This is a genomic window from Suttonella indologenes, assembly GCF_900460215.1.
GTDB classification, from domain to species: domain Bacteria; phylum Pseudomonadota; class Gammaproteobacteria; order Cardiobacteriales; family Cardiobacteriaceae; genus Suttonella; species Suttonella indologenes.
Genome location: NZ_UHIA01000004.1, coordinates 440,568 through 462,772, shown reverse-complemented (window position 1 = coordinate 462,772; position 22,205 = coordinate 440,568). Strand labels below are relative to the sequence as shown.

Below are 22,205 nucleotides of genomic sequence, written 5' to 3'. Positions count from 1 at the left end.
AGGCGGATTCACATCAATGTTCTTAGAAACTATAAATATAAGCGCCGAAACGCGCTTATATTGATGCCGATGAGACCTGCTGCGGCGTCTTAGCCTCGATGGATAAGGCATGCACTTCCGTTCCCATCAAATCCGCCACCGCCGCATAGACGGCTTGATGCCGTTTTACCGCAGATAAACCCGCAAAAGCCTCGCTCACGATATATACCGCAAAATGCCCTGCCCCGCCTGCCGAAGCATGTCCGACATGCAAGGCGGAATCGTCGCGAATCTCTAAACATTGCGGCGCAAATGCCACGCGCAAAGCCTGATCCAACATCGCTATCCGCGCCTCACTCATTCTCGCCCTCCTTATCCTTACACAAATAAGCGCGCAGCAGCACAAATTGCGCAATTAAAAAGGCAATCGTCAACCCCATCAAGCCGAAAAACTTAAAGCTGACATAGATATCATTTGAAAAATTCAATGCCACAAAAACATTCAGCGCACCTTCAAACAAAAAGAAAATGACCCAAGCCACATTCAAGCGCGTCCATAAATGCTCGGGCATATCGAATGCGCTATGCAACATCTTTTTAGTCAAATTTTCCCTGCCCACATATTGCGAGCCTAAAAAGACCGCCGCAATCGCGATATTTAAAACCGTCGGTTTGAATTTGATAAACAAATCATTATGCACCGCCAAAGTCAGCACACCCAAAACCCAAATCACCAATACCGTCAGCCAATGGCGTTTCTCAATCGCGGTATTTCTCAACTTCATCCACAGCAATTGCACAGCCGACACCAGCATCAAAGCCGCCGTCGCCACATACATCGCCTGCTCCGCATAACCCAACACACGTGCCGACACATAAGCGCCGATAAACGCCACAACCGGAATAAAATCCTGCATATATCCTCTACATTAATCAAAAAGTGCAGCAGCAAATACCGCCGCATAAACCCTCTGCGCACCTGCATTTTTTAGCGTCCGCGCCGCCTCACGCATCGTTGCTCCCGTCGTATAAACATCATCCAACAATAGCACCGACGGCGGACTCGCGCCCTGCACCGAAAACGCCCCTCGAATATTCTTCCGCCTCAGCCTTGCCGCCAAAGAAGATTGCGGCGCTCGCCCTTGCTTGACTAACAAAGCCTTATTCATCGGCAAGTCGTAATGCTTTGCCATCGCCGCCGCCAAATAATGCGTTTGATTAAAACCGCGTTGCAGCAAACGCCCTCTTGAAATCGGCATCGGCAGCAACACATCGACAGCAGGCAGCGAGCACTGCGACATCATCGTCGCCATCAAAGCCAAAGCCCTGCGATTTGCCGCATATTTTGCCGCCAAAACCACATCACGCACCACATGCTCAAAACAGCAAACAATAAACAAAGCCTCAATTTCAGGCGGTTTGCGCAAACACGCTCCGCACACCTCCGCCTGCGGCAAAGGACGCGAACAAGAACGGCAATGCCGGGGAAAAGCACGCAATAAGGTCTGACAATCCGTGCATAAGGGCTCCTCACAAAAAGCATTGCAATGCAAGCAAGATTGTGGGAAAAACGCCGCAAACGAAGGCGCAGACCAAAAAGCAGAAAAATTCATGGCGCGCTATTGTAGCCGCAGCCCCAAAAGCAAGCAAAACCTTTTCCAAAATCTGAATAAAAATTCAGCAAAAACATTGCAAAGACGAAGAATCATAAAATAAGGCTAGACAAAAAAAACAGAACTCACTAAAATTGCGCCCTCATTACGGAAAGATGGCAGAGTGGTTGAATGCACCGGTCTTGAAAACCGGCGAGGGTTAACGCCCTTCCAGGGTTCGAATCCCTGTCTTTCCGCCATACCTTACCTCAAACGCCCTCAAGGCGTTTTTTTATTGCCTGTTTCATGGCTGATTTCATTGAATTTTTACCTCATACGCCATCAAAGGGCATCAAGTGCAAGCAGCATCTTTTGTTGGTATTTTTGTTGGTATCTTTTACCATAGTCTAAAAAAATACCAACAAGGGCAGTAAAAAGCGCGTGGGATAAGGCTTTGGGCAGGTATCGAGTCTTAGAAAAATACCAACAATGCCGAAATACCAACACCGCAGCCCATTTTTTACGCAAGGAATGACATGGGAAAATTAACGGCAAAGGCTTGCGAGAATGCCAAGCCGACTATCGACGGTAAGCCGAAGCGCTATGCAGACGGCTTGGGGCTGTATTTGGAAGCCGGCAGCAGGGGTAAATATTGGCGGGCGGCGTATCGTTTCGAGGGCAAGCAGAAAACGGCTGCTTTCGGCGTATATCCCGAAGTAAGCCTAGCCCAAGCAAGGGCGGCGCATGCAGTTTTCCGCCAGACTTTGGCGCAGGGCATTGACCCGAATGCACAGAAGAAGCAGGCAAAAGCCGAAGCCGGCGGTATCACTTCCTTTGCAAGCATTGCCGAAGACTGGCTGGAAACGACCGCCAAGGCGAAAAACTGGACGGATAAGCACCGCACAGACATCGCTTTAAACCTCAAGAATCACATTCTGCCCGCTTTTGGCAGGCTCAATATCGAGGCACTGACTGCGCCCGACATCATCGCCCACATCGCCGGCATTGCCCAGCCTTATACGGCGGAATACACCCTAGGCAATATCAAGCGTATCTGCCGCCATGCCTTTAACATGCGTCTGATTCCCTACAGCCCTGCGGAATTGCTTAAGGCGGGGGAATTACTGCCCGCACATCAAGGTAATCCCATGCGCCATATTGTCGAGCCCGAGATTATCGGCGAAGCCTTAATCGCCATTGAACGTGCGCCCGCCGCCTTGCCGGCAAGCCGTGCATTCCTGCGCTTACTGCCCTATCTCTTTTGCCGCCCGAGTGAACTGCGCCTTGCCCTATGGCAGGAATTGCAGGAAGACACGCTGCACATTCCCAAAGAACGCATGAAAAAGCGCCGCCCGCATCTGATACCGCTACCCCGCCAAGCGCAAGCCCTGATTGAAGAAATGCGCCTGCATAGCGCCCATACGCCCTATATTCTCGCTAACACCTTCGGCGGGCGGATAGCGCCGATTACCGAGGGCGCCGCCTATAAGATATTAAAATCAAACCGCATTAGGCAGGGGCAAAGCCTGCACGAACTGACAACCTTGCACGGCTGGCGGCATACGGCTTCAACCCTATTGCACGAACAGGGCTATCCCTCGCATCTGATAGAAATGCAGCTTGCCCATGCCGATAAAAACAGCGTACGCGGCACTTACAACCATGCCGATTACTTAGACGACCGCCGCGCCATGATGCAGGCATACGCCGATTATTTGGACGGATTAAAAGCGCAGGCGCTGGAAAAGGAGCAACAATGCAACACATAGGCACAGACAGGGCGTTATTTATCGCCCATAAGATGCGTGATGAGTTTATTTACAACATGGCAAAGGCAGAGGGCAACAGCCTGACTTTTGCCGAAACGCAGACCGTCATCAACGGCATATCCATCGGCGGAAAGCCCATGTTTGAACTGCATCAGGTAGAACATATCCGCGACGGCTGGAATGCCCTGATTGCGCAAGTGAAAGCGCAGCGTTTCGAGGTAAGCAAAGACAATTTCATTTACCTGAACAGCATTGTGGCAGAGGGCGAAAATCCCGAAACAGGCGGTTTTAGAACGCGACCGGTAAGTATCACAGGCACGGCATACAGCCCGCCGCTGCCGATGCTTTTAGCGGAAAAATACCGCGACATGATGCAAGCCTATGAACAAGCCGCCGACTACCGCAAAGGCTTTGTGCTATTCCTGCATACTGCCCGCAATCAATATTTTGCCGACGGCAACAAACGCACAGGACAGCTTATGATGAACGGCGAGCTGATGATGCAGGGCTATCCGCCGATAACCATATCCCCCAGCCAAGATACGCGCTACAGAGACGAGCTATTGCGCTATTATGAAAGCGGCGAGGCGGCGGCGATGGAAGCCTTTTTAATCGATTGCGCCAATGAACCGCGCTATGCCGTGATGTATTGAAATCAATATTAAAGCTACTACAGCAAGGAAAGTGAATATGTTAGACCCATTAACCAAAGCCAAACCATGGTTGAGTATTAAAGAAACTTCCCAAGTTTTAGGCAACTATTTCAACAAAGAAGTAAAAAAAAGTGACATATATAATTACGCACTTCAAGGATTACTGGAATTATCATTCATATTTAATGAAAGTGAAAAGGTTACAGCTTTAATGTGGAATATTATTGGCGGTAGGGAAGAATATGAATCTTACTACAGTCTATTTGATAAAAATAGGAATAAGAAAACAACTATTGAGATTGCAATTGATACAATAAAATCATTTAGCGACAATTTTTATATTGACAAAAATAAAATTAAATACAATTCAATCATTGAGTTGACTGCAAAAATCCCTACTCGATTCGCTATTACTGAATCTAGTTTATTATTATATGAAAACCTATACTATAAAAAAGATATTCCAACTAGAAAAAAATGCGGAATAAGAGATGCTTTATGGTTTAAGGATGACGAAAATTTTTACTGCTTAGGTTCTTATTCAAAAGAAGATAATAGGACATTTTTTGTATTTAACAATTCACTAGATGGTTTAATGACTGATAAAAATCAAATAGTATGCACACCAGCAGCGCTTGAAGAATTTATTTCTTCTTTATTGCCGCTTAAAAAAACAGAGGAATCAAAAAAATCCAGTAGCAAAACTATCAATACGCAGAACAAGGTTATTGCTGCACTTGTGCTTTACATCCTGAAAGACAATCAAGCCCTATGCGATAATCTAATCACAGGCAAGGATAAATACACAGCGGCAAATACCGACGCTTTCGCTACCATTATCAAAGCAAAGGCACCCTGTCATTAGGCTGTTATCCGCATATCAGCTTAAAACAGGCGAGACAGCTGCACCGTGATGCGCAAACCCTACTGCTAAAAGCCAACAATCTCTTAGTATTTTTTCTATCTTTTAATTACAAGCTATTTTAAATATTTCAATAGAAAGTTTTTAATCATATTTTGCATATTGTTTCAAAAAAAATTTACTCACTATTTAACAAATTCAATTTTCAAAATTGTATAGCTACATAAATAATAAACGATAATCACAATGTTATTTATTGGAATCAATACACTTTTTTATGGCAACCATTAAATTTTTGCTGTATCTTATCTTTAATCTATAAACCTGTTTTATTTAACAAAGGAATATTATGAAATTTCTCCATTTGATTTTTCTCACACTCAGCGCTTTGCTCTATGGTTGCGGCAATGACAGTCCTGACGGCCGCTATGTCAGCGGCGGCAGCACCGTGTTGGCTTTGGGCGATTCACTTACGGCGGGTTATGGTGCAGGGGCGGGCGAAGATTATCCGAGTCTGTTGGCGGCGAAAACTTCTTGGCATATTGTCAACGGCGGCGTGAGCGGCGATACCAGTGCGCAAGCCTTGGCACGTTTACCGGCTTTATTGGCGCAGCACCAGCCGCAATTGGTGATTATCAGCATCGGCGGTAATGATTTTCTTCGCCGACAGTCTGCCGGCGAAACGCGCAGCAACATCAAGCAAATCATTAAATTAGTGCGAGAAACAGGGGCGCAGATGATTTTAGTCGGCGTGCCGGGCTTGAATGCGGGTGCGGTTTTGGGCGTACCCAGAGACCATGAACTCTATGCCGAGATTGCCGCCGCTGAAAATATCACACTCTATCCTTCGGCTTGGGGCGATATTTTGCGCAAAGAGCATTTGCGCTCCGATCAAATTCATCCGAATGCGGCAGGTTATGCCTTATTCAGTGAGGAATTTTATGCTTTTTTGCGTAAGAAGAAATTTTTATGAGCTTGAAACAGATAGCGACTTTGCCTTGTACGGATTCGCCTAGCGGTTGGAATGCTTTATTACCGAAACGCGAGGCGATGGCGGCTTTAAGCGCTGCAGAGACTGCGAATTGGCTGATTATCGGCGGCGGTTTCGCAGGGCTTGCCGCTGCCAGACGTTTGGCGGAGCAGGCACCGCAAGCGCGCATTGCCGTGTTGGAAGCACATGTTATCGACGAAAATGCTTCGGGCAAAAATTCGGGTTTTGCGATTGATTTACCGCATTACAGCGATAATAACGTTACCGGCACCGCCGCCGCGCAAGCCGAGATTCAATTATTTCGCCGCACGCTCGAGCAATTAGAAGTATTAGTTCAGACGCATCATATCGACTGCGATTGACTTCAGGCAGGGCGTTATCATGCCGCCGTAACCGCCGATGTCGGCGCGCCCTTGCTGGCAAATTACCGCCGCAATCTCGAGCAATGGCAGGAGCCTTACCGCGACTGCGCTCGCGATGAATTGGCGCAGGCGTTGGGTACAGCTATTATCACAGCGCAATTTTTACCGTCGGCACTTATCTGCTCAATCCTGCCGCATTGGTACGCGGCTTAGCCGACACTTTGCCGGCAAATGTGCGTATTTTCGAGCAATCGCCGGTTATCCGCTGCAATTTCTCGGGCGATGAGAAAATCGTTTACACGCCGACAGGCAGCATTTGCTGCGGCGGTGTGATTATCGCCGTAAACAGCTTTTTGTCTGCCTTTGGTTTGTATCGCTGGCGGCAGGTGCCAGCGATACAAACGATGGTGCTTTACGCTACGTTGAGCGAACCTTTGAGCGATAGAGAGATGGCGCAGCTGGGCAGCGTCCGCAATTGGGGCATTACGCCTGCCCACGGCACGGTCGGCGCGACTTTGCGCTTAACCGCAGACCGCCGCCTGCTTAGCCGCCACGGTTTTCGCTATTCGCCCAAATTGCGTGAACAGTTAAGCGATATTAAGCAAGTGCAGCAATCGCATTTGGCGATGTTGGGTAAGCGTTTTCCGCAGATTCAGGCGACTGCCGCGCATACATGGCAGGGCTGGCTGCCGATTTCGCATAATCACATGCCGATTTTCGGCGAGGCGCAGCCTCATGTCTTTGTCGTTTCCTGCTGCAACGGTGCGGGATTGGTACGCCACAGCGCCGCCGGAAAATTGATTGCCGACCAAGCCTTAGGTATTGATAATCCTGATATTCGGACGTATCTTGCCGGCGGACAAGCCTCGCTCCTGCCGCCGCGTCCATTACTAGATATCGGGGTGCATTTGAGCGCGGCTTGGCAATTATGGCGCGGCAGAAGAGAGCAATAATAATCTGACTAATATTCTGTATATTCTTTCAAATTCAATAAGAGTTCTTGACAAAATAAAAGCAAGCATGAATAATGCGCGCCATCGCGGGTTTAATTTTCAACTTCCAGCGCGATGTAAAACTATCTGGTAAAGCGGATTTCCTCAACGCGCAAGGCAATTTCCGTTTCCCTCTTTAATGCGCGAAAAAGGAAATTCCATGAATATGTTTACTTATACGCCGTCTAACATTCATTTCTGCCCGGACTGTCTTAGCAATTCCGCACAATTATCCCCCACACATTATCTGAGCCTGAACGCCTTAATGCGAATGCAGGAACAGCATATTTCGCTAAACGCATTATTAAACAAAATGCAAGCGTATCTGCCCCAACTTTCCGACCCCCATATCTATAAAAAATCTAAAAAACAAGTGTATATGATTTTGAATAGCAAGACGTTGTCATTAAGCGAAAATTTAAAATACAGAACTCTTAAAAAACGACTTACCTTAATTAAAGCACTGTTTGCAAGCCTTGATATTCCAGAGGAAAACATTCAGCACGCTTGCGATGAAATTATTAAAAATATCAAACAAATATCCATAAAAACCGCCGAAGAAAGAATCGCTATAAGAAATAAAATCAGTGCCGGCCGCTTGTATTATTATTTAAAAAAAGATGTTACTTGGATTCAAACTTATGAATTTCGCAGCACGAATCAAGCCAGATTATTTTATCAGCTTTTCGAAATTCCATTGCCGCGCTATTTTGCGGCGCTAGAAGAAAAAGAGCGCATGGCAATGGTCAAGCGATTAGTGACAGAAAAAGGTAATAACTTTATTAAAAGTCAACATAGTTTCCGTGCAATATTACATGGCTATTATTTATGCAATAGCCATAATGATGAAAAAATTTATATTCCCTGCCCACAATATTAAGCTCTAAAAAGGCTGGATACTTCCAGCCTCACCTTCCTAAAAATCATTCAGACTAATAATAAATCCACATCCATATCGCGGATGGCTTCCTGCGCATTCAGCAGCAATTCCTTATCACAAATAATGCAATCGAAAACCGTTAAAGGACAAATCAAAAATGTCGCTACTTTGCCGTATTTGGAAGAATCCGATACCAAAATATTTTTATGCGCCGCTTGAATAATGGCTTTTTTGACAGGAATTTTATTTTCATCCGGCGTGGTCAAGCCTTTTAAATTCCAAGAAGAAGTGGAAACAAAAGCAATATCTATCGCCAATTGGGATAATGTTTGCGCCGCCAATGTGCCGACTGAAGAGCGGTTAAGTTTATTGACCGTGCCGCCGATATGAATCAGATTGGATTGTCCTTGCATCATCAAGAAATTAGCAATGACAAAATCATTGGTAATGACCAACAAGTCCTCGCGTGCGGCGATTTGCCGCGCAATTTCAAGGCTTGTAGTGCCGGCATCCAAATAAACCGTGACATTTTCGGGAATCAATTGCGCGGATTGACGACCGATATTTTCTTTTTCATCATGGAAAACCAAGAATTTATCGTCATGAGTGGCTTCATAAGGCAAATGCTCCAAAGCTTGAACGCCGCCTGACACCGAAACCACTCTACCTTCGTCTTCCAGTTTTTGGATATCGCGGCGAATGGTCATGTGTGAGACTTGAAGAATATCAGATAACTCGTTGATACTTATTATTTTTCTTTCTTTTATCAAATTAAGAATGCGTTTTTGTCTTTGTGCTGGAATCACGTTAAAACCTTAAATATTGTGAATTTGTGTGAGCTATTATAAAAAAACATTTTCTTTTATCAAAAAAATAGTTGTATTTTTAGATAACATTATAATAAAAAAACAAAAATTACTCAAAATCATTTCAAAATATGCACTAAGATACGATGGTCTTCCACCTTTTACTCTAGGCTGAGCGACGTTCTCACAAAACAAACTTTTACACAAAATAACATTTGACAACATTTTTTATCAGTGCTATTGTCTTGCCAAGTAGTAAATAAAAAGTAATTTTTCACTTACCAGATTATATTTTCACTCAAAAATCTAGGAGATGCTATGACTTACTCGGTCGCTGTTATTGGACTCGGCTCTATGGGCATGGGAGCCGCATTATCTTGCATCCATGCGGGTTTAGATACTTATGGAATTGATATCAATCAGATTTCATTAGAAAAATTAAAATTCGCCGGCGCAAAAGAAACGGCTGTGAATGCTAACAATTTTGCACAAAAATTAGATGCGGTCGTGATTTTGGTTGTGAATGCGACTCAAGCAAATATGGTCTTATTCGGCGAAAACGGCATTGCCAGGCAGCTCAAAAAAGGAACGCCGATCATGGTCTCTTCAACTATGGCTGCGGCTGACACACAAAGTATTTCACAAAAATTATCAGAATTGGGGCTCATTATGCTAGATGCTCCTGTGTCCGGCGGTGCGGCAAAAGCGGCGCAAGGCGAAATGACGGTCATGGCTTCCGGTCCGCAAGAAGCCTTCGATAAGCTGAAGCCTGTTTTAGACGCTACGGCCTCTAAGGTTTACAACATCGGCGAAGCAATCGGATTAGGCGCTACCGTCAAAATCATTCATCAGTTATTGGCAGGCGTGCATATCGCCGCAGGTGCGGAAGCGATGGCGCTTGCCGCAAAAGCGGGAATTCCTTTAGAGATGATATATGACGTCGTCACGCATGCGGCGGGCAATTCTTGGATGTTTGAAAACCGTATGAAGCATGTTGTTGACGGCGATTACACCCCGCTTTCAATGGTCGATATTTTTGTCAAGGATTTGGGCTTGGTAAACGATACCGCCAAATCTCTGCATTTTCCCCTGCATCTTGCCAGCACCGCTTATTCGATGTTTACCGAAGCCAGCAATGCCGGCTATGGTAAGGAAGACGACAGTGCGGTGATTAAAATCTTTAGCGGCATTGATTTACCTAAGAAAGGAGCGTAATTCATGTTAGGAGTGATTGCTGACGATTTTACCGGCGCAAGCGATATTGCCAGTTTTTTGGTCGAAAACGGCTTGTCTTGCATACAGATGAACGGCGTACCGAAGCAGGCACTGGCTGAAAAAGTCGATGCGGTAGTCATTAGCCTGAAATCGCGTTCAAATCCTTCAGACGAAGCGGTAGAGCAGTCTTTAAACGCCTTTGAATGGCTGAAAGAAAACGGATGCAAGCAATATTATTTCAAATATTGCTCGACTTTCGACAGTACTGACAAAGGCAATATCGGCCCTGTTACCGATGCTTTGTTAGCGGCATTGAGTGATGATTTCACGGTTATCACGCCTGCTTTGCCGATTAACGGTCGCACGATTTTCAACGGCTATTTATTTGTCGGCGACGTATTACTCAACGAATCCGGTATGCGCCACCATCCTATCACGCCTATGTCGGATGCAAATCTCATGCGTTTGATGAATGCTCAGGCAAAAGGCAAAACGGGATTAGTGGCTTACAGCGATGTCGTTCAAGGCGCCGAACGCGTCAAGGCGCGTTTTGCAGAATTGAAATCGCAGGGCTACCGCTATGCGGTGGTTGATGCGGCGGATAACAGCCAATTAGCGGTATTGGCAGAAGCTGTTGCAGATTTCAAATTGGTAACAGGCGGCTCTGGCTTAGGCGCTTATATGGCGGCATATCTTAGCGGCGGTAAAAAAGGCACGAATGCTTTCCTGCCTAAAAAAGCAAAAACCGTGGTGTTATCCGGCTCTTGCTCCCTTATGACCAATAAGCAAGTCAATGCTTATAAAGCCAAAGCTAACCATTTTTATCTTGATGTCGCGCAAGCGGTTAACAATCACGATTATGCCGATGAACTATATGAAAAAGTTATCAAACATTTAGACGATGAATTTGCGCCGATGATATATGCCACTGTTGCGCCGGAAGAATTGAAAGCCATTCAAGCCGAATTCGGCGGCAATAAGGCCAGTCATGCCATCGAGCAAACTTTTGCCAAATTAGCCGGTCGCTTAAGACGAGAAGCCCGCGTCGTGAATTTCATCAATGCCGGCGGAGAAACCTCAAGTATTGTCGTACAAGAACTTGGCTGCACAGGTTTTCATATCGGCAAACAGATTGCCCCCGGTGTGCCTTGGTTAAAAGCTTTGGACGATGACATTTATCTGGCGCTGAAATCAGGAAACTTCGGCACGGAAGACTTTTTCGCTTACGCACAAGGAATGTTTTCATGACTGAATTGGAACAAAAAGAATTAATGGTCAGCCTAGGGCGATCCTTTTATGAGCGCGGCTACACGGTAGGCGGCGCGGGAAATCTGTCCGTCCGCCTTGATGAAGAACGCATCTTGGTTACGCCGACCGGTTCTTCCTTAGGGCGCCTGCAAATCAATCGTTTATCCGTCATCGACAGCCAAGGCAAGGTATTGTCGGGCGACAAACCTTCCAAAGAATCGGTTTTTCATTTGGAAATGTATCGCCGCAATCCCGACTGCCAAGCCATCGTGCATTTACACAGCACTTATCTTACCGCACTGTCCTGTTTGGAAAATCTTGACTACGACAATGCCATCAAAGCCTTTACCCCCTACTACGTCATGCGCGTAGGAAAACTGCCTGTAATTCCTTATTACCGTCCCGGTTCGCCGCATATCGCTACGGAACTGGGCGAAAGAGCGCTGCTTGGCAAAGCTTTTCTCTTGGCGAATCACGGCGTCGTCGTTACGGGATCCGATCTTTCGGATGCGGCGGACAATGCCGAAGAATTGGAAGAAACAGCGAAATTATTCTTCATTCTTCAAGGACAAAAAATCCGTTATCTCACGGATGATGAAGTAAAAGATTTAGAAAACAGAGGAAAATGACATGCCTAAATTTGCTGCGAATCTCACCATGATGTTTAACGAAAAACCTTTTTTGGACCGCTTTGAAGCAGCGGCTAAAGCGGGATTCAAATACGTCGAATATTTATGGCCTTACGACTACCCTGCTGAAGAACTAAAAGCCAAACTCGATCAATTCGGTTTGAAACAAGTTCTGTTTAATACTGCCGCAGGCGACGTATCCAAAGGGGAATGGGGATTAGCCGCCATTCCGGAACGCGAAGCGGATGCCCGCCGCGATATTGATCAAGCCCTGGCATACGCCCTCGCCCTCAACTGCCCTACCGTGCATATCATGGCAGGCGTCGTGCCTGAAGGCGCAGACCGGGAAGCCTATAAAAAAACCTTTATCGAAAATATTCTGTATGCGGCGGATAAATTCAAAGCCCAAGGCATCAATATCTGCTTAGAAGCATTAAGCCCTGAAGTCAAACCCGGATATTTTCTCAAAAGCCAATACGACACCTTGGAAATTGTCGATTTAATCAATAAAAACAATGTTTTTGTTCAACTGGACTATTTCCATGCGCAAAATGTTGACGGCAATCTCGCCCGTTTGACCGACAAACTCAAAGGCAAATTTTCACACGTCCAAATCGCTTCCGTGCCGGATCGCCATGAACCCGACGAAGGGGAAATCAATTACCAATTCATTTTTAATAAATTGGATGAAATGGGTTATGAAGGCTATATCGGTTGTGAATATAAACCGCGCGGAGAAACAAACGCAGGACTTGAATGGTTTCAAGCATATAAATAGGCGCTATGCCGTCTGATAAAAAGCAAGGAGGTCATCCACTTAAATGAGTTACAACACTTCCAAAAACCGTTAAGCATTTTATTTTTATTCCAACATGAGGATTTTATTATGTTTGTTTATCTCTCGCATGTTCTTGATCCCGCTGATTTGGCATGGTCGGGCGAGCCGACGGTAAAAGTAGCGCGCTGCACCGACGTCAGCGCAGAACCCCCTTTCAGCAGTTTTTTAACCACCTTGCCCAATCATTGCGGCACACATCAGGTGTTGCCGGCGGCGTAATATCATTCGGCGGATTAACTGGATATGCCATTAATCTGGCAAGGGATTTTATGCCCAGATTATTACACAGCATGTTGCCGATAAAAAATAAAGGCTCATCGAATTTTGCCTATGCCTGGGTGCCGATTGTAGGACCTTGCTTGGTGCGGCATTAGCGGCTTTGCTATACAAACTTCTATTTAAACAATAGAAAAAACATCAAAAAAACAATAATTAGGAGAAACTATGAACATTATTATCACTGGCGGACAAGGATTTTTAGGCCAACGTTTGGCGAAAACGCTCTTGTCTCAAGACAAGATTAAGATTGAAGAATTGGTCTTAATCGATGTCATCAAACCGATTGCGCCCAATAATGATCCGCGAGTCCGCTGCATTGAAATGGATTTGCGCAATCCGGAAGGTTTAGATGCCATTATCACGAAAAATACCGATGCCATTTTCCATTTGGCGGCGATTGTCAGCAGCCATGCCGAACAAGATCCGGATTTGGGCTATGAAATCAATTTTCTCGCCACACGCAATTTGCTCGAAGTCTGTCGTCGTATCAAGCCCTCTATCCGCTTTATCTTCTCCAGTTCTTTAGCCGTATTCGGCGGCGAATTGCCCGATGTGATTCAAAACGCTACCGCGCTTACCCCGCAATCAACTTACGGCACGCAAAAGGCGATGAGCGAATTGCTGATTAACGATTACAGCCGCAAAGGCTTTGTTGACGGTTTGGTCGTACGCCTGCCCACTATTTGCATCCGCCCCGGCAAACCGAACAAAGCCGCCTCCTCTTTCGTCAGCAGCATCATACGCGAGCCTTTGCACGGCGAAAATGCCATCTGTCCGGTATCGGAGGATTTATTGCTGTGGCTATCCAGTCCCAACACGATTGTCGAGAATTTTATTCACGCGCTAACGCTGCCATCTCTACCGCCGCGCAGCTGGCATGTGATTAATTTGCCCGGTTTTATGGTCAGCGTCAAACAAATGCTGGCGGATTTGGCCCATATCAAAGGAGAGGAAATTTTAGAAAAAATCACGTTCGAGTTCGACGAAAACATCAATAACATCGTTGCCAGTTGGCCGGTAGAAATCAATTGTGCGCAAGCACAGGCACTCGGTTTTAAAGCTGATGCCGATTTCGCCAGTGTCATCAAGCAGTTTATTCAATTTGACATGAAATAATTTTAATTTATAGAGGTAGTTATGTTTTTAGGTCTTCCCATACCGGTCATCGGTTTATTAATAGCGGTCTTCGTGCTGGTCATACTGGTATTAAGAACCCGCGTACACGCTTTTATCGCCATGCTGATTGCCGCGGCGATTGCCGGCTTAATCGGCGGAATGAGCGTTAACGACACTTTAGGCGCCATCAGCAAAGGATTCGGCGGCACATTAGGCGGCATCGGCATTGTCATCGGCTTGGGCGTCATGATGGGCAGCGTGCTGGAAGCCTCCGGTGCTGCTGAGAAAATGGCATACAGTTTCATTAAATTCTTAGGTAAAAAGAAAGAAGAATGGGCTTTGGCGCTTACCGGTTACGTAGTCAGTATTCCCATTTTTGTGGATTCTGCCTTTGTGATTCTCTATCCTGTCGCTAAAGCATTGGCGAAAAACGGCAAACGTTCACTCTTAACCCTAGGTGTAGCGCTCGCCGGCGGTTTGGTCGTTACCCACCATACCGTTCCGCCGACGCCCGGACCTTTAGGCGTGGCGGGTTTGTTTAATGTCGATATCGGCGCGATGCTTTTGGTCGGTATGTCTTTTGCCGCCTTTCCTGTAATCGGCATGGTCATGTATGCCAAATGGTTGGATAAAAAATATCCTGATTTCAATCAGCAAGTCTTTAGCGATGAAGAATTGAAACAAAAATACGACGATTACATTGAAAGTCGCGAGAAAAAAGCTTTGCCGAGTTTAACGCTTTCTTTAATGCCGATCGTTTTACCGATTACCTTAATCTTTATCAAAGCTATCTTAGACTTGATTGCCAAAAGCAATCCCGACTTGAACAGCAGCGTTGTCTATCAATTTTTTGTCTTCATCGGACACCCGATGATTGCTTTAGCCATCAGCGTATTGATCGCCGTATATACGCTATTACCACACAGCAGCAAAAACGACACCGCCAATTATTTGGAAGAAGGCGTAAAATCCGCCGGCATCATCTTATTGGTTACAGGTGCCGGCGGCGCTTTAGGCATGGTCTTACGCGAAAGCGGTGCCGGTGATGCTTTGGCAAAAGAAATCGCGCAATTGCCTATTTCGCCGATTTTAATCCCCTTCATCGTTTCCACCTTAGTCCGCTTTATTCAAGGCTCGGGCACAGTTGCTATGATTACCGCCGCCTCGATTTCCGCACCGATTCTTTCGCAGATTCCCGGTGTAAACATGCTGCTGGCCGCACAAGCCGCCACTATGGGCTCACTATTCTTCGGTTATTTCAATGACAGCTTATTCTGGGTAGTGAATCGCATGATGGGAATTAATGACGTGAAAAAACAAATGATTGTTTGGTCAATTCCAACCACTATCGCTTGGGCAATTGGCGGTTCGCTGGTTATTCTCGCCAATTTAGTATGGGGAAATGACGGTTCGATTACCGACCTCATTCTGCCTTTGGGCGTATTAGGCGGCATCATGCTCTACGTCAAAACGCAAAAGTTGAAATCCTAATTCACACACAGCCCCTTTAAACGAAGGGGCTTTTTTCGGGAGATATCATGAATAAATACCGCAGCGCCATTATCAGCCTTTTAGCTATCGGCATTCACAGCGCAACACTTGCCGCAGATTTGGTGCAAGACACAAGCATCGTTAATGCTACCCTCATTGCCGAGCTCAGTCCAAACGGGCAAAAAATTTCCGCGCTTGCTCTGGAATACGAAGACAATTTGATTTCCGGCAGCCACCTTGCCCCTATTTTTGAAATTAATACCCTGCTTGATCAGCAAGAAACCGGCAAACGTAGCGTCCTCAATACCTACAGCAATAATAAAGCGGCAAAATCAGCCAGTCCGCAGGCAGGAAAATTTCTCATTTTGGAATTAGACGTCCAAGATGCCAATGCCAATTTATACCAATTGCAGATTGAAAATGAAGCTGCGCAAACTTTTCGTGCAAGAGACGAGCAAGGCAATATCGTCAACGTGGAAAAAGTGCAAGCCAACCGCGTACCGCAATATTACGGCGAACGCCTCGTCTATCGCATCCGCCAAAACGGACACCTCAAACTCCTTAACGGCAAAACCGTAGGCAAAAACCATATTGAAACGACGGCAGCGCAAGTTCTCATGCCCTATGTGCAAGATTTTACGCCGCATCACATCAGTGCAGCAGATAATCCCGACAACCGGCTTCATTACCGCCTTTACCAACCGCAGCAAGTCGGCGAAAAAACCTATCCGCTTACCGTTTTCCTGCACGGTTCCGGACAATTGGGTAAAGACAATACGGCGCAACTCTTATCCAGTAAAGGCGCGATTGCCACCTTGCAACAAGAACAAGGTTTTGTGCTGGCGCCGCAATATGCCTCCGTCTTCGATCCTTTCGACGATGCAAGCAAGGGGCAAACCGGCGGCATTCATTGGCAGACACAAAATCGTCTTGCACTACTACTCAAAATGATTGAGGAAACGATCGCCGCTCATCCCAATATAGACAAAAACCGCATTTACCTCATCGGATTATCGCGCGGCGCGGAAGGCGCACTAAAACTCTTACAGCAACGTCCCGATTTCTTTGCTGCCGCTCTGTTGCTCAGCGGACGCGAAGCGAACACAATTGAATGGATAGACGGACAAGCCGATGCCGAAAGTTTGGAACCCGTCAAACACATTCCTATGTGGTTCTTCCACAGCAAAGAAGATAAGACCGCGCCGGTAGAAGGCACACGCATCAACGTTGCCATTCTGCGTGAACTGAAAGCCCCCTTCCTGCGCTATACCGAATTCAGCACCATGCAAGCCGGAGATAACGGCATTCTCAGCAAAAATCCGCATAACACATGGGAAAGCGTTTTCGACAGTCCGGAAGTCATCCACTGGCTATTGACACAAAAACGGGAACAATAATCGACTGCCGAAGAACTGTAAGGCAGGTTTAGCTTTCTCTTTGATTATCTAAGCGCTGCGGTAAAAACATCGCATCGCCGTAACTGTAAAAGCGGTATTGCTGCGCAATGGCGTGGGCATAGATGCGACGCGTGTTTTCCATGCCGGCAAAGGCGCTGACGAGCATCAGCAAGGTAGATTCGGGCAGATGGAAATTGGTAAATAAGGCATCGACGACGCGGAAGCGGTAGTCAGGCGGTGTGATGAATAAATCGGTATCGCCTGCAAAGGCTTGCAATCTGCCGCTTTGCGCCGCGCTTTCCAAGGCGCGCAAACTGGTCGTGCCGATGGCAATCACGCGTCCGCCTCTGGCTTTGCAAGCCTCAACAGCCGCCACGTTTTCCTCGCTGACGCTCAGCCATTCTTTGTGCATGACATGGGCGGATAGGTCTTCATGACGCACAGGCTGAAAAGTGCCTGCACCGACATGCAGCGTAACTTCCGTACTGGCAATGCCTTTGGCACTCAAAGCGGCGAGCAAGGCGCTGTCAAAATGCAGTCCGGCGGTCGGTGCGGCAACCGCGCCAAGATGTTTGGCATAGACGGTTTGATAGCGTTCATCATCGCTTTCATCGGCTTGGCGTTCCAAATAAGGCGGTATGGGCATTTCGCCCAAGCGCTGCATGATTTCCGCCCAAGGGCTGTCGCTGTACAGATAAAACAGGGCTTCATTACGCCCCTGCACTTGCACTTGATAACCGCCGATATGCAGAGTCGCGCCAATTTTCGGTGCTTTGGAAGCGCGGATATAGGCGGCGACATGATGCGTATCTTGCAGGCGTTCAATCAAGAGTTCGATTTTGCCGCCGCTGGATTTTTCGCCGAAGAGGCGGGCGGGCAAAACGCGCGTATTGTTAAATACCAGCAGGTCTTGCGGCTGGATAAATTGCGGCAAATCGCTGACTTTTTGGTCGCTAAGCATCAGATTCTGCTCGTCTTGTACTTGCGCGACTAAGAGACGCGAGGCACTGCGCTCGGCAAGCGGATAACGCGCAATCAGTTTCTCAGGCAATTCATAGTGGAAATCCGATTTTTGATATGGGCTCATTGCCGCTCCTTGTCTGAATCGGGCAAACGGCAGAGACGCTGCGGATACAGCCGCCCCTTAGCCACTCGCCCGATGCCGAAAAAATCGCCCTCGTCATAAAGGGCATATTCGCCTTCATCGGCATCCGTTTCAATATCGTTGCCGTGGCGGATAAAGCGGATTTTTGCTGCAGGGATTGCCAATCGCGCCATATCATCCAAGCAGGCGCTAATCGGCAGCAGCAATCCGTCGCGCGTCTCGGGCGCTAAGGTTTCAATCGTTTGCAGACTGTGCGCCTGCGCAAGGGATAATTTGCCCACCGCCGTTCTTTGCAGTTGTTCAGCATAGGCGGCGCTGTCGAGCAAACGCCCGATGTCGCGCGCCAGGGCGCGGATATATGTGCCTTTGGAACAAGAGACTTCCAGCACAATCTGCTCTTCATGCACGGCTAAGAGATTAAGCGCATGCAATTGCACCAAACGCGGCGCCAGCTCGGGAATCTCGCCGCGGCGCGCCAATTCATAAGCGCGTTTGCCATGCACTTTGAGTGCGGAAAAAATCGGCGGCGTTTGCAAATAATCGCCGCGAAGGAAAGCGAGCAGATTTGTCCAATCTTGCTGCGCCAAATCCGGAATGGCGGCTTCGCGCAGGGTATCGCCCTCGGGGTCGTCAGTCGTGGTTTCGCGTCCAAAGCGGATAGTTACCACATAGCCTTTGTCCGCGCCTAAAAGATATTGTCCGAATTTGCTTGCCTCGCCGAAAAGCAGCGGCAATAAACCTGTGGCGAAGGGGTCGAGCGTGCCGCCATGCCCTGCTTTTTCCGCCTGATACAGCCACCGCGCTTTTTGCAGGGCGGCATTACTACTGATGCCGGCGACTTTGTCCAATAATAAAATGCCGCTTAGAGGGCGTTTCATATGAATATCCGCTTACACATCATGGGCGGCAGATTTGCCGCGCGTGGACAATAATAAGGCAGCAACTAATAAGAGCAGCTCCAATCCGCCGCGCCAATTCAATTTCACGCTTCATCCTCTTCAGATTCGTCTTCCGCCGGCAAATCCTTAACCAAATCGCCCAATAAATGTTCCATGCGCGCGCCGTATTCTACCGATTGGTCGTAAACGAAAGTCAGCTCCGGCACTTTGCGGATAGACAAACACTTGGCAAGATAATGACGGAATTGTCCGGCATGCTTATTGAGTGCCTTGACCAATTCCTCACGCTCCAGCGGATTATCCAGCACATGCGTTACATAGACTTTGGCATAGGACAAATCGCGCGTTACGTTAACACCGGTAAAAGAAAGCATCGAGGCATGGGGGTGGTCGAGAATTTCGCCCACCGCCTGTGCCAAATCGCGCCGCATTTGTTCGCCGATGCGGCGAGTGCGGTCAATTCCTTTACGCATTATAAAGTCCTCTCGACCGAGACGCGTTCATAGCATTCGATTTGATCGCCGACGCGCACGTCATTGTAGTTTTTCACGCCTAAGCCGCATTCTGTACCGGCGCGTACTTCGCTGACATCGTCTTTAAAGCGGCGCAGACTTTCCAATTCGCCCTCGTAAATCACAACGTTATTGCGCAAAACGCGAATCGGATTGTTGCGTTTCAATACCCCGTCTTCCACGATACAGCCTGCCACCGCGCCCAGTTTGGACGAACGGAAGACATCGCGCACTTCTGCCAAACCGATAATATCTTCGCGAATTTCCGGCGACAACATGCCTTGCATCGCCGCTTTCACATCGTCTAAGGCTTCGTAGATGATGCTGTAATAGCGCAAATCCACGCCCTCATCTTCGGCTAATTTCTTGGCATTGGTTTCGGCACGCACGTTAAAGGCGATAATGGTTGCCGAAGAAGCAATCGCCAATTGCACGTCGGATTCGGTAATCCCGCCGATGCCTGTAGAAACAATGCTGACTTGCACTTCATCGGTCGATAATTTGAGTAAAGAATCCGACAATGCTTCCACAGAACCTTGCACGTCCGCCTTAATCATCAGATTAACGGTGCTGACTTTGCCGCTATCGACATTATTGAACAGATTTTCCAGTTTGGCTTTCTGCTGCCGCGCAATCTTGATTTCTTTGAACTTGCCTTGGCGGAAGTTGGCAATCTCGCGCGCCTTGCGTTCGTTTTCAACGATAATCACATCATCGCCGGCATTCGGCGTGCCGGATAAGCCCAACACTTCAATCGGCGTCGAGGCACCGGCTTCTTCCAATTCCTTGCCGTGCTCGTCCAGCATCGCGCGGATACGTCCGTATTCCATGCCGGCTAACATAATATCGCCTTTTTTCATCAAACCGGATTGCACCAAGACTGTTGCCACACTGCCGCGTCCGCGATCCAAGCGCGATTCCACAACCACACCTTTGGCAACGCCGGTAGAAGCGGCGGTCAATTCCATTACCTCCGCCTGAATCAAAATCTGCTCAAGCAAATCGTCAATGCCTTCACCCGTTTTCGCGGAAACGTAAGAGAATAGATTCTCGCCGCCCCACTCTTCGGAAATAATGCCTTCCTGCGACAGCTCGGATTTGACCCGCTCGGGATCCGCCTCCGGCTTATCCATTTTGTTTACCGCCACAATCACAGGCGCATTCGCCGCTTTGGCATGCTGAATCGCTTCTTTGGTCTGCGGCATCACGCCGTCATCGGCAGCCACTACCAACACCACGATATCCGTTACATCCGCGCCGCGCGCCCGCATGGCAGTAAAGGCGGCGTGTCCCGGCGTATCCAAAAAGGTAATCCGACCGCGGGAAGTATCGACGCGATAGGCACCGATATGCTGGGTAATGCCGCCCGCTTCGCCGGCGACCACTTTGGTTTTGCGGATATAATCTAGCAAAGAGGTTTTGCCGTGATCCACATGTCCCATAATCGTGACTACCGGCGCACGCGTAATCACATCGGCGCTATTGCCCTCGGCCTCCGCCATGACCTGCTCTTCCAACTCGTTTTCCTTGAGCAGCACATATTTGTGGCCTAATTCATCGGCAATCAAAGCAGCGGTTTCTTGGTCGATGATTTGGTTAATCGTCACCATCGAACCCATTTTCATCATCGCCTTAATCAAATCGCCCGCCTTAACGCTCATTTTCTGCGCCAATTCGCCGACGCTAATCGTTTCGGGAATACGTACTTCGCGGCTTACCGGCTGGGCAGGTTTTTCAAATTTGCCGCCCTTGCGCTCGTTTTTGCGCCCTGTTTTACCGCCGGCGCCGCGTGCCGAACCGCGTTGCTCATCATCGCTGTTGCGCACCGCGCGTTTGCTGCTGCGGTCGGTACGACCGTTGGCATTCTTATCTTTGCTGCGGATATGGAAGCGGCTCTCCGCCTCTTCTTCATAACCCTCGCGACGCTCCACATCGCGCAGAGCCTCTTGGCGCTGACGCTCCAATTCCTCGCGCTCTTTAGCCGAACGCTTCTCGCGCTCCTCTTGCTTGCGCAATTCTTCGGCGGCATTTTTCTTCGCTTCTTCCGCTTCGCGCGCCGCGCGCTGTTTTTCCTGCTCGGCTAATTGCGCCTGCAAAGCGGCTTCGGCTTTCTCGCGCGCCTGCGCCTCTGCTTTCTCCGCCTTTTCCGCTTCTTCTTTGCGATTCTTACGCTCTAATTCTTCCTGCTGACGTTTTTCTTCCGCCGCCAAAGCCTCTTGACGCGCACGCGCTTCGTTTTCGCGCTGCTCCTCGCCTTGCTGCATGCGTTTCTGTTCCGCCATTTGCTGGGCAATTTCGCGCGCACTTAACTTCTTCGGCTCATTCTTTTTCACAGGCTTAGCCGCCGCTTTCTTATCGGCTTTTTTGCCCTCCGCTTTCGGCGCCGCCTTGCTCGGCGGACTCACGCTTTTCACAGCCGATGCGCCCTTGCCGCCTTTTTTCGTCATATGCTGAGAAATCTTTAATTTCTGCGCAGGCGTCAGCGTATCTGTCTGCGTTTTTTCTCCCAAGCCGGCTTCGTTGATGACCTCGAGCAAACGCTCTACGGGAATTTTTAATTGTTTGGCGAGTTCTGCTACTGTTGACATAT

25 protein-coding genes, 1 tRNA gene and 2 pseudogenes are annotated in these 22,205 nt (G+C 47.9%); 19 read left to right on the top strand and 9 right to left on the bottom strand.

Translation table 11 applies throughout. From position 1 onward, the window contains the following. Nucleotides 1-55: 55 nt before the first annotated feature. From DYC63_RS06295 to DYC63_RS06285, 3 genes are read right to left on the bottom strand one after another with little or no spacing between them, the layout of a single operon-like run. Nucleotides 56-340 carry a BolA family protein gene (locus DYC63_RS06295; RefSeq protein ID WP_115218450.1) on the bottom strand — a complete coding sequence of 95 codons (285 nt, stop codon included), beginning with the start codon at nt 338-340 and terminating at the stop codon, nt 56-58. Further along, nucleotides 333-896 (bottom strand): inner membrane-spanning protein YciB, encoded by a 564-nt coding sequence (locus tag DYC63_RS06290; protein WP_115218449.1) that lies wholly within the window; start codon nt 894-896, stop codon nt 333-335. The genes DYC63_RS06295 and DYC63_RS06290 overlap by 8 nt, the downstream gene beginning before the upstream one ends. A gap of 12 nt (nt 897-908) precedes the next feature. Beyond that, nucleotides 909-1,592, bottom strand: a complete 684-nt coding sequence (locus DYC63_RS06285; RefSeq protein WP_115218448.1) for a ComFC family protein — start codon at nt 1,590-1,592, stop codon at nt 909-911. Nucleotides 1,593-1,741: 149 nt separating this feature from the next. Here DYC63_RS06285 and DYC63_RS06280 point away from each other — a divergent pair. Continuing rightward, nucleotides 1,742-1,831 (top strand) — tRNA-Ser (locus DYC63_RS06280). An 82-nt stretch (nt 1,832-1,913) separates the two neighbouring features. Here the strand turns inward: DYC63_RS06280 and DYC63_RS12630 are convergent. Further along, nucleotides 1,914-2,099, bottom strand: a complete 186-nt coding sequence (locus DYC63_RS12630; RefSeq protein WP_172459444.1) for a hypothetical protein — start codon at nt 2,097-2,099, stop codon at nt 1,914-1,916. Between the two features lie 8 nt (nt 2,100-2,107). Here DYC63_RS12630 and DYC63_RS06275 point away from each other — a divergent pair, with 8 nt between their 5' ends. The 9 genes from DYC63_RS06275 to DYC63_RS06250 all read left to right on the top strand — a co-directional run bounded on the left by DYC63_RS06275 (nt 2,108) and on the right by DYC63_RS06250 (nt 8,080). After that, a complete protein-coding gene (locus DYC63_RS06275) occupies nt 2,108-3,340 on the top strand; it encodes a tyrosine-type recombinase/integrase (protein ID WP_115218447.1) in 1,233 nt (410 codons plus the stop codon). Then, nucleotides 3,328-3,993 (top strand): Fic family protein, encoded by a 666-nt coding sequence (locus DYC63_RS06270; protein ID WP_115218446.1) that lies wholly within the window; start codon nt 3,328-3,330, stop codon nt 3,991-3,993. The genes DYC63_RS06275 and DYC63_RS06270 overlap by 13 nt, the downstream gene beginning before the upstream one ends. Nucleotides 3,994-4,030: 37 nt before the next feature. Further along, nucleotides 4,031-4,858 carry a hypothetical protein gene (locus DYC63_RS06265; RefSeq protein WP_115218445.1) on the top strand — a complete coding sequence of 276 codons (828 nt, stop codon included), beginning with the start codon at nt 4,031-4,033 and terminating at the stop codon, nt 4,856-4,858. Then, nucleotides 4,795-4,980 (top strand): Arm DNA-binding domain-containing protein, encoded by a 186-nt coding sequence (locus DYC63_RS13760; protein ID WP_425452130.1) that lies wholly within the window; start codon nt 4,795-4,797, stop codon nt 4,978-4,980. The genes DYC63_RS06265 and DYC63_RS13760 overlap by 64 nt, the downstream gene beginning before the upstream one ends. A gap of 224 nt (nt 4,981-5,204) precedes the next feature. Next, on the top strand, nt 5,205-5,828 hold the full coding sequence (locus tag DYC63_RS06260; RefSeq protein ID WP_115218444.1) for a GDSL-type esterase/lipase family protein: 624 nt from the start codon (nt 5,205-5,207) through the stop codon (nt 5,826-5,828). After that, complete coding sequence (locus tag DYC63_RS12910) at nt 5,825-6,208, top strand: FAD-dependent oxidoreductase (protein ID WP_218564565.1); 384 nt, start codon at nt 5,825-5,827, stop codon at nt 6,206-6,208. The genes DYC63_RS06260 and DYC63_RS12910 overlap by 4 nt, the downstream gene beginning before the upstream one ends. A 51-nt stretch (nt 6,209-6,259) precedes the next feature. Further along, the gene (locus DYC63_RS13150) at nt 6,260-6,421 is read left to right on the top strand and encodes a hypothetical protein (protein ID WP_245888054.1); all 162 of its coding nucleotides are present in this window, start codon (nt 6,260-6,262) and stop codon (nt 6,419-6,421) included. Further along, nucleotides 6,406-7,161: an NAD(P)/FAD-dependent oxidoreductase gene (locus DYC63_RS12905; protein ID WP_245888052.1), complete on the top strand. Its 756-nt coding sequence runs from the start codon at nt 6,406-6,408 to the stop codon at nt 7,159-7,161. The genes DYC63_RS13150 and DYC63_RS12905 overlap by 16 nt, the downstream gene beginning before the upstream one ends. A gap of 199 nt (nt 7,162-7,360) precedes the next feature. Further along, nucleotides 7,361-8,080: a hypothetical protein gene (locus DYC63_RS06250; protein ID WP_147284937.1), complete on the top strand. Its 720-nt coding sequence runs from the start codon at nt 7,361-7,363 to the stop codon at nt 8,078-8,080. Nucleotides 8,081-8,127: 47 nt separating this feature from the next. Here DYC63_RS06250 and DYC63_RS06245 read toward each other — a convergent pair whose 3' ends face one another. Next, nucleotides 8,128-8,886 (bottom strand): DeoR/GlpR family DNA-binding transcription regulator, encoded by a 759-nt coding sequence (locus DYC63_RS06245; RefSeq protein WP_115218442.1) that lies wholly within the window; start codon nt 8,884-8,886, stop codon nt 8,128-8,130. A gap of 318 nt (nt 8,887-9,204) precedes the next feature. On the opposite strand from DYC63_RS06245, the gene ltnD reads away from it, so the two are divergent. The 9 genes and pseudogenes from ltnD (at nt 9,205) to DYC63_RS06200 (ending at nt 17,099) form a co-directional block, all read left to right on the top strand. Beyond that, entirely contained in the window at nt 9,205-10,101 is an 897-nt protein-coding gene (gene ltnD, locus DYC63_RS06240) for an L-threonate dehydrogenase (protein WP_115218441.1), read from the top strand. A gap of 3 nt (nt 10,102-10,104) precedes the next feature. After that, nucleotides 10,105-11,349 (top strand): 3-oxo-tetronate kinase, encoded by a 1,245-nt coding sequence (gene otnK / locus DYC63_RS06235; RefSeq protein WP_115218440.1) that lies wholly within the window; start codon nt 10,105-10,107, stop codon nt 11,347-11,349. After that, nucleotides 11,346-11,978, top strand: a complete 633-nt coding sequence (gene otnC / locus DYC63_RS06230; RefSeq protein WP_115218439.1) for a 3-oxo-tetronate 4-phosphate decarboxylase — start codon at nt 11,346-11,348, stop codon at nt 11,976-11,978. The genes otnK and otnC overlap by 4 nt, the downstream gene beginning before the upstream one ends. Before the next feature lies 1 nt (nt 11,979). After that, nucleotides 11,980-12,756 (top strand): 2-oxo-tetronate isomerase, encoded by a 777-nt coding sequence (gene otnI / locus DYC63_RS06225; protein ID WP_115218438.1) that lies wholly within the window; start codon nt 11,980-11,982, stop codon nt 12,754-12,756. 108 nt (nt 12,757-12,864) lie between these two features. After that, nucleotides 12,865-13,026: pseudogene (locus DYC63_RS13145) on the top strand (cyclase family protein); the annotation flags it as partial. Beyond that, nucleotides 13,020-13,225: pseudogene (locus DYC63_RS13140) on the top strand (aquaporin); the annotation flags it as partial. The pseudogenes DYC63_RS13145 and DYC63_RS13140, both read left to right, overlap by 7 nt. A gap of 35 nt (nt 13,226-13,260) precedes the next feature. Continuing rightward, nucleotides 13,261-14,211: a D-erythronate dehydrogenase gene (gene denD, locus DYC63_RS06210; protein ID WP_115218437.1), complete on the top strand. Its 951-nt coding sequence runs from the start codon at nt 13,261-13,263 to the stop codon at nt 14,209-14,211. 21 nt (nt 14,212-14,232) lie between these two features. Then, nucleotides 14,233-15,702: a GntT/GntP/DsdX family permease gene (locus DYC63_RS06205; protein WP_115218436.1), complete on the top strand. Its 1,470-nt coding sequence runs from the start codon at nt 14,233-14,235 to the stop codon at nt 15,700-15,702. 47 nt (nt 15,703-15,749) lie between these two features. Beyond that, nucleotides 15,750-17,099, top strand: a complete 1,350-nt coding sequence (locus DYC63_RS06200; protein ID WP_115218435.1) for an alpha/beta hydrolase-fold protein — start codon at nt 15,750-15,752, stop codon at nt 17,097-17,099. A gap of 28 nt (nt 17,100-17,127) precedes the next feature. Here the strand turns inward: DYC63_RS06200 and queA are convergent, their stop codons facing one another. The 4 genes from queA to infB all read right to left on the bottom strand — a co-directional run bounded on the left by queA (nt 17,128) and on the right by infB (nt 22,203). Continuing rightward, on the bottom strand, nt 17,128-18,186 hold the full coding sequence (gene queA / locus DYC63_RS06195; RefSeq protein ID WP_115218434.1) for a tRNA preQ1(34) S-adenosylmethionine ribosyltransferase-isomerase QueA: 1,059 nt from the start codon (nt 18,184-18,186) through the stop codon (nt 17,128-17,130). After that, nucleotides 18,183-19,082: a tRNA pseudouridine(55) synthase TruB gene (truB, locus tag DYC63_RS06190; protein WP_115218433.1), complete on the bottom strand. Its 900-nt coding sequence runs from the start codon at nt 19,080-19,082 to the stop codon at nt 18,183-18,185. The genes queA and truB overlap by 4 nt, the downstream gene beginning before the upstream one ends. A gap of 104 nt (nt 19,083-19,186) precedes the next feature. Further along, nucleotides 19,187-19,576, bottom strand: coding sequence for a 30S ribosome-binding factor RbfA (gene rbfA / locus DYC63_RS06185; RefSeq protein ID WP_115218432.1), 390 nt, complete (start codon nt 19,574-19,576; stop codon nt 19,187-19,189). Further along, on the bottom strand, nt 19,576-22,203 hold the full coding sequence (gene infB / locus DYC63_RS06180) for a translation initiation factor IF-2 (protein WP_115218431.1): 2,628 nt from the start codon (nt 22,201-22,203) through the stop codon (nt 19,576-19,578). The genes rbfA and infB overlap by 1 nt, the downstream gene beginning before the upstream one ends. Nucleotides 22,204-22,205: the final 2 nt, after the last annotated feature.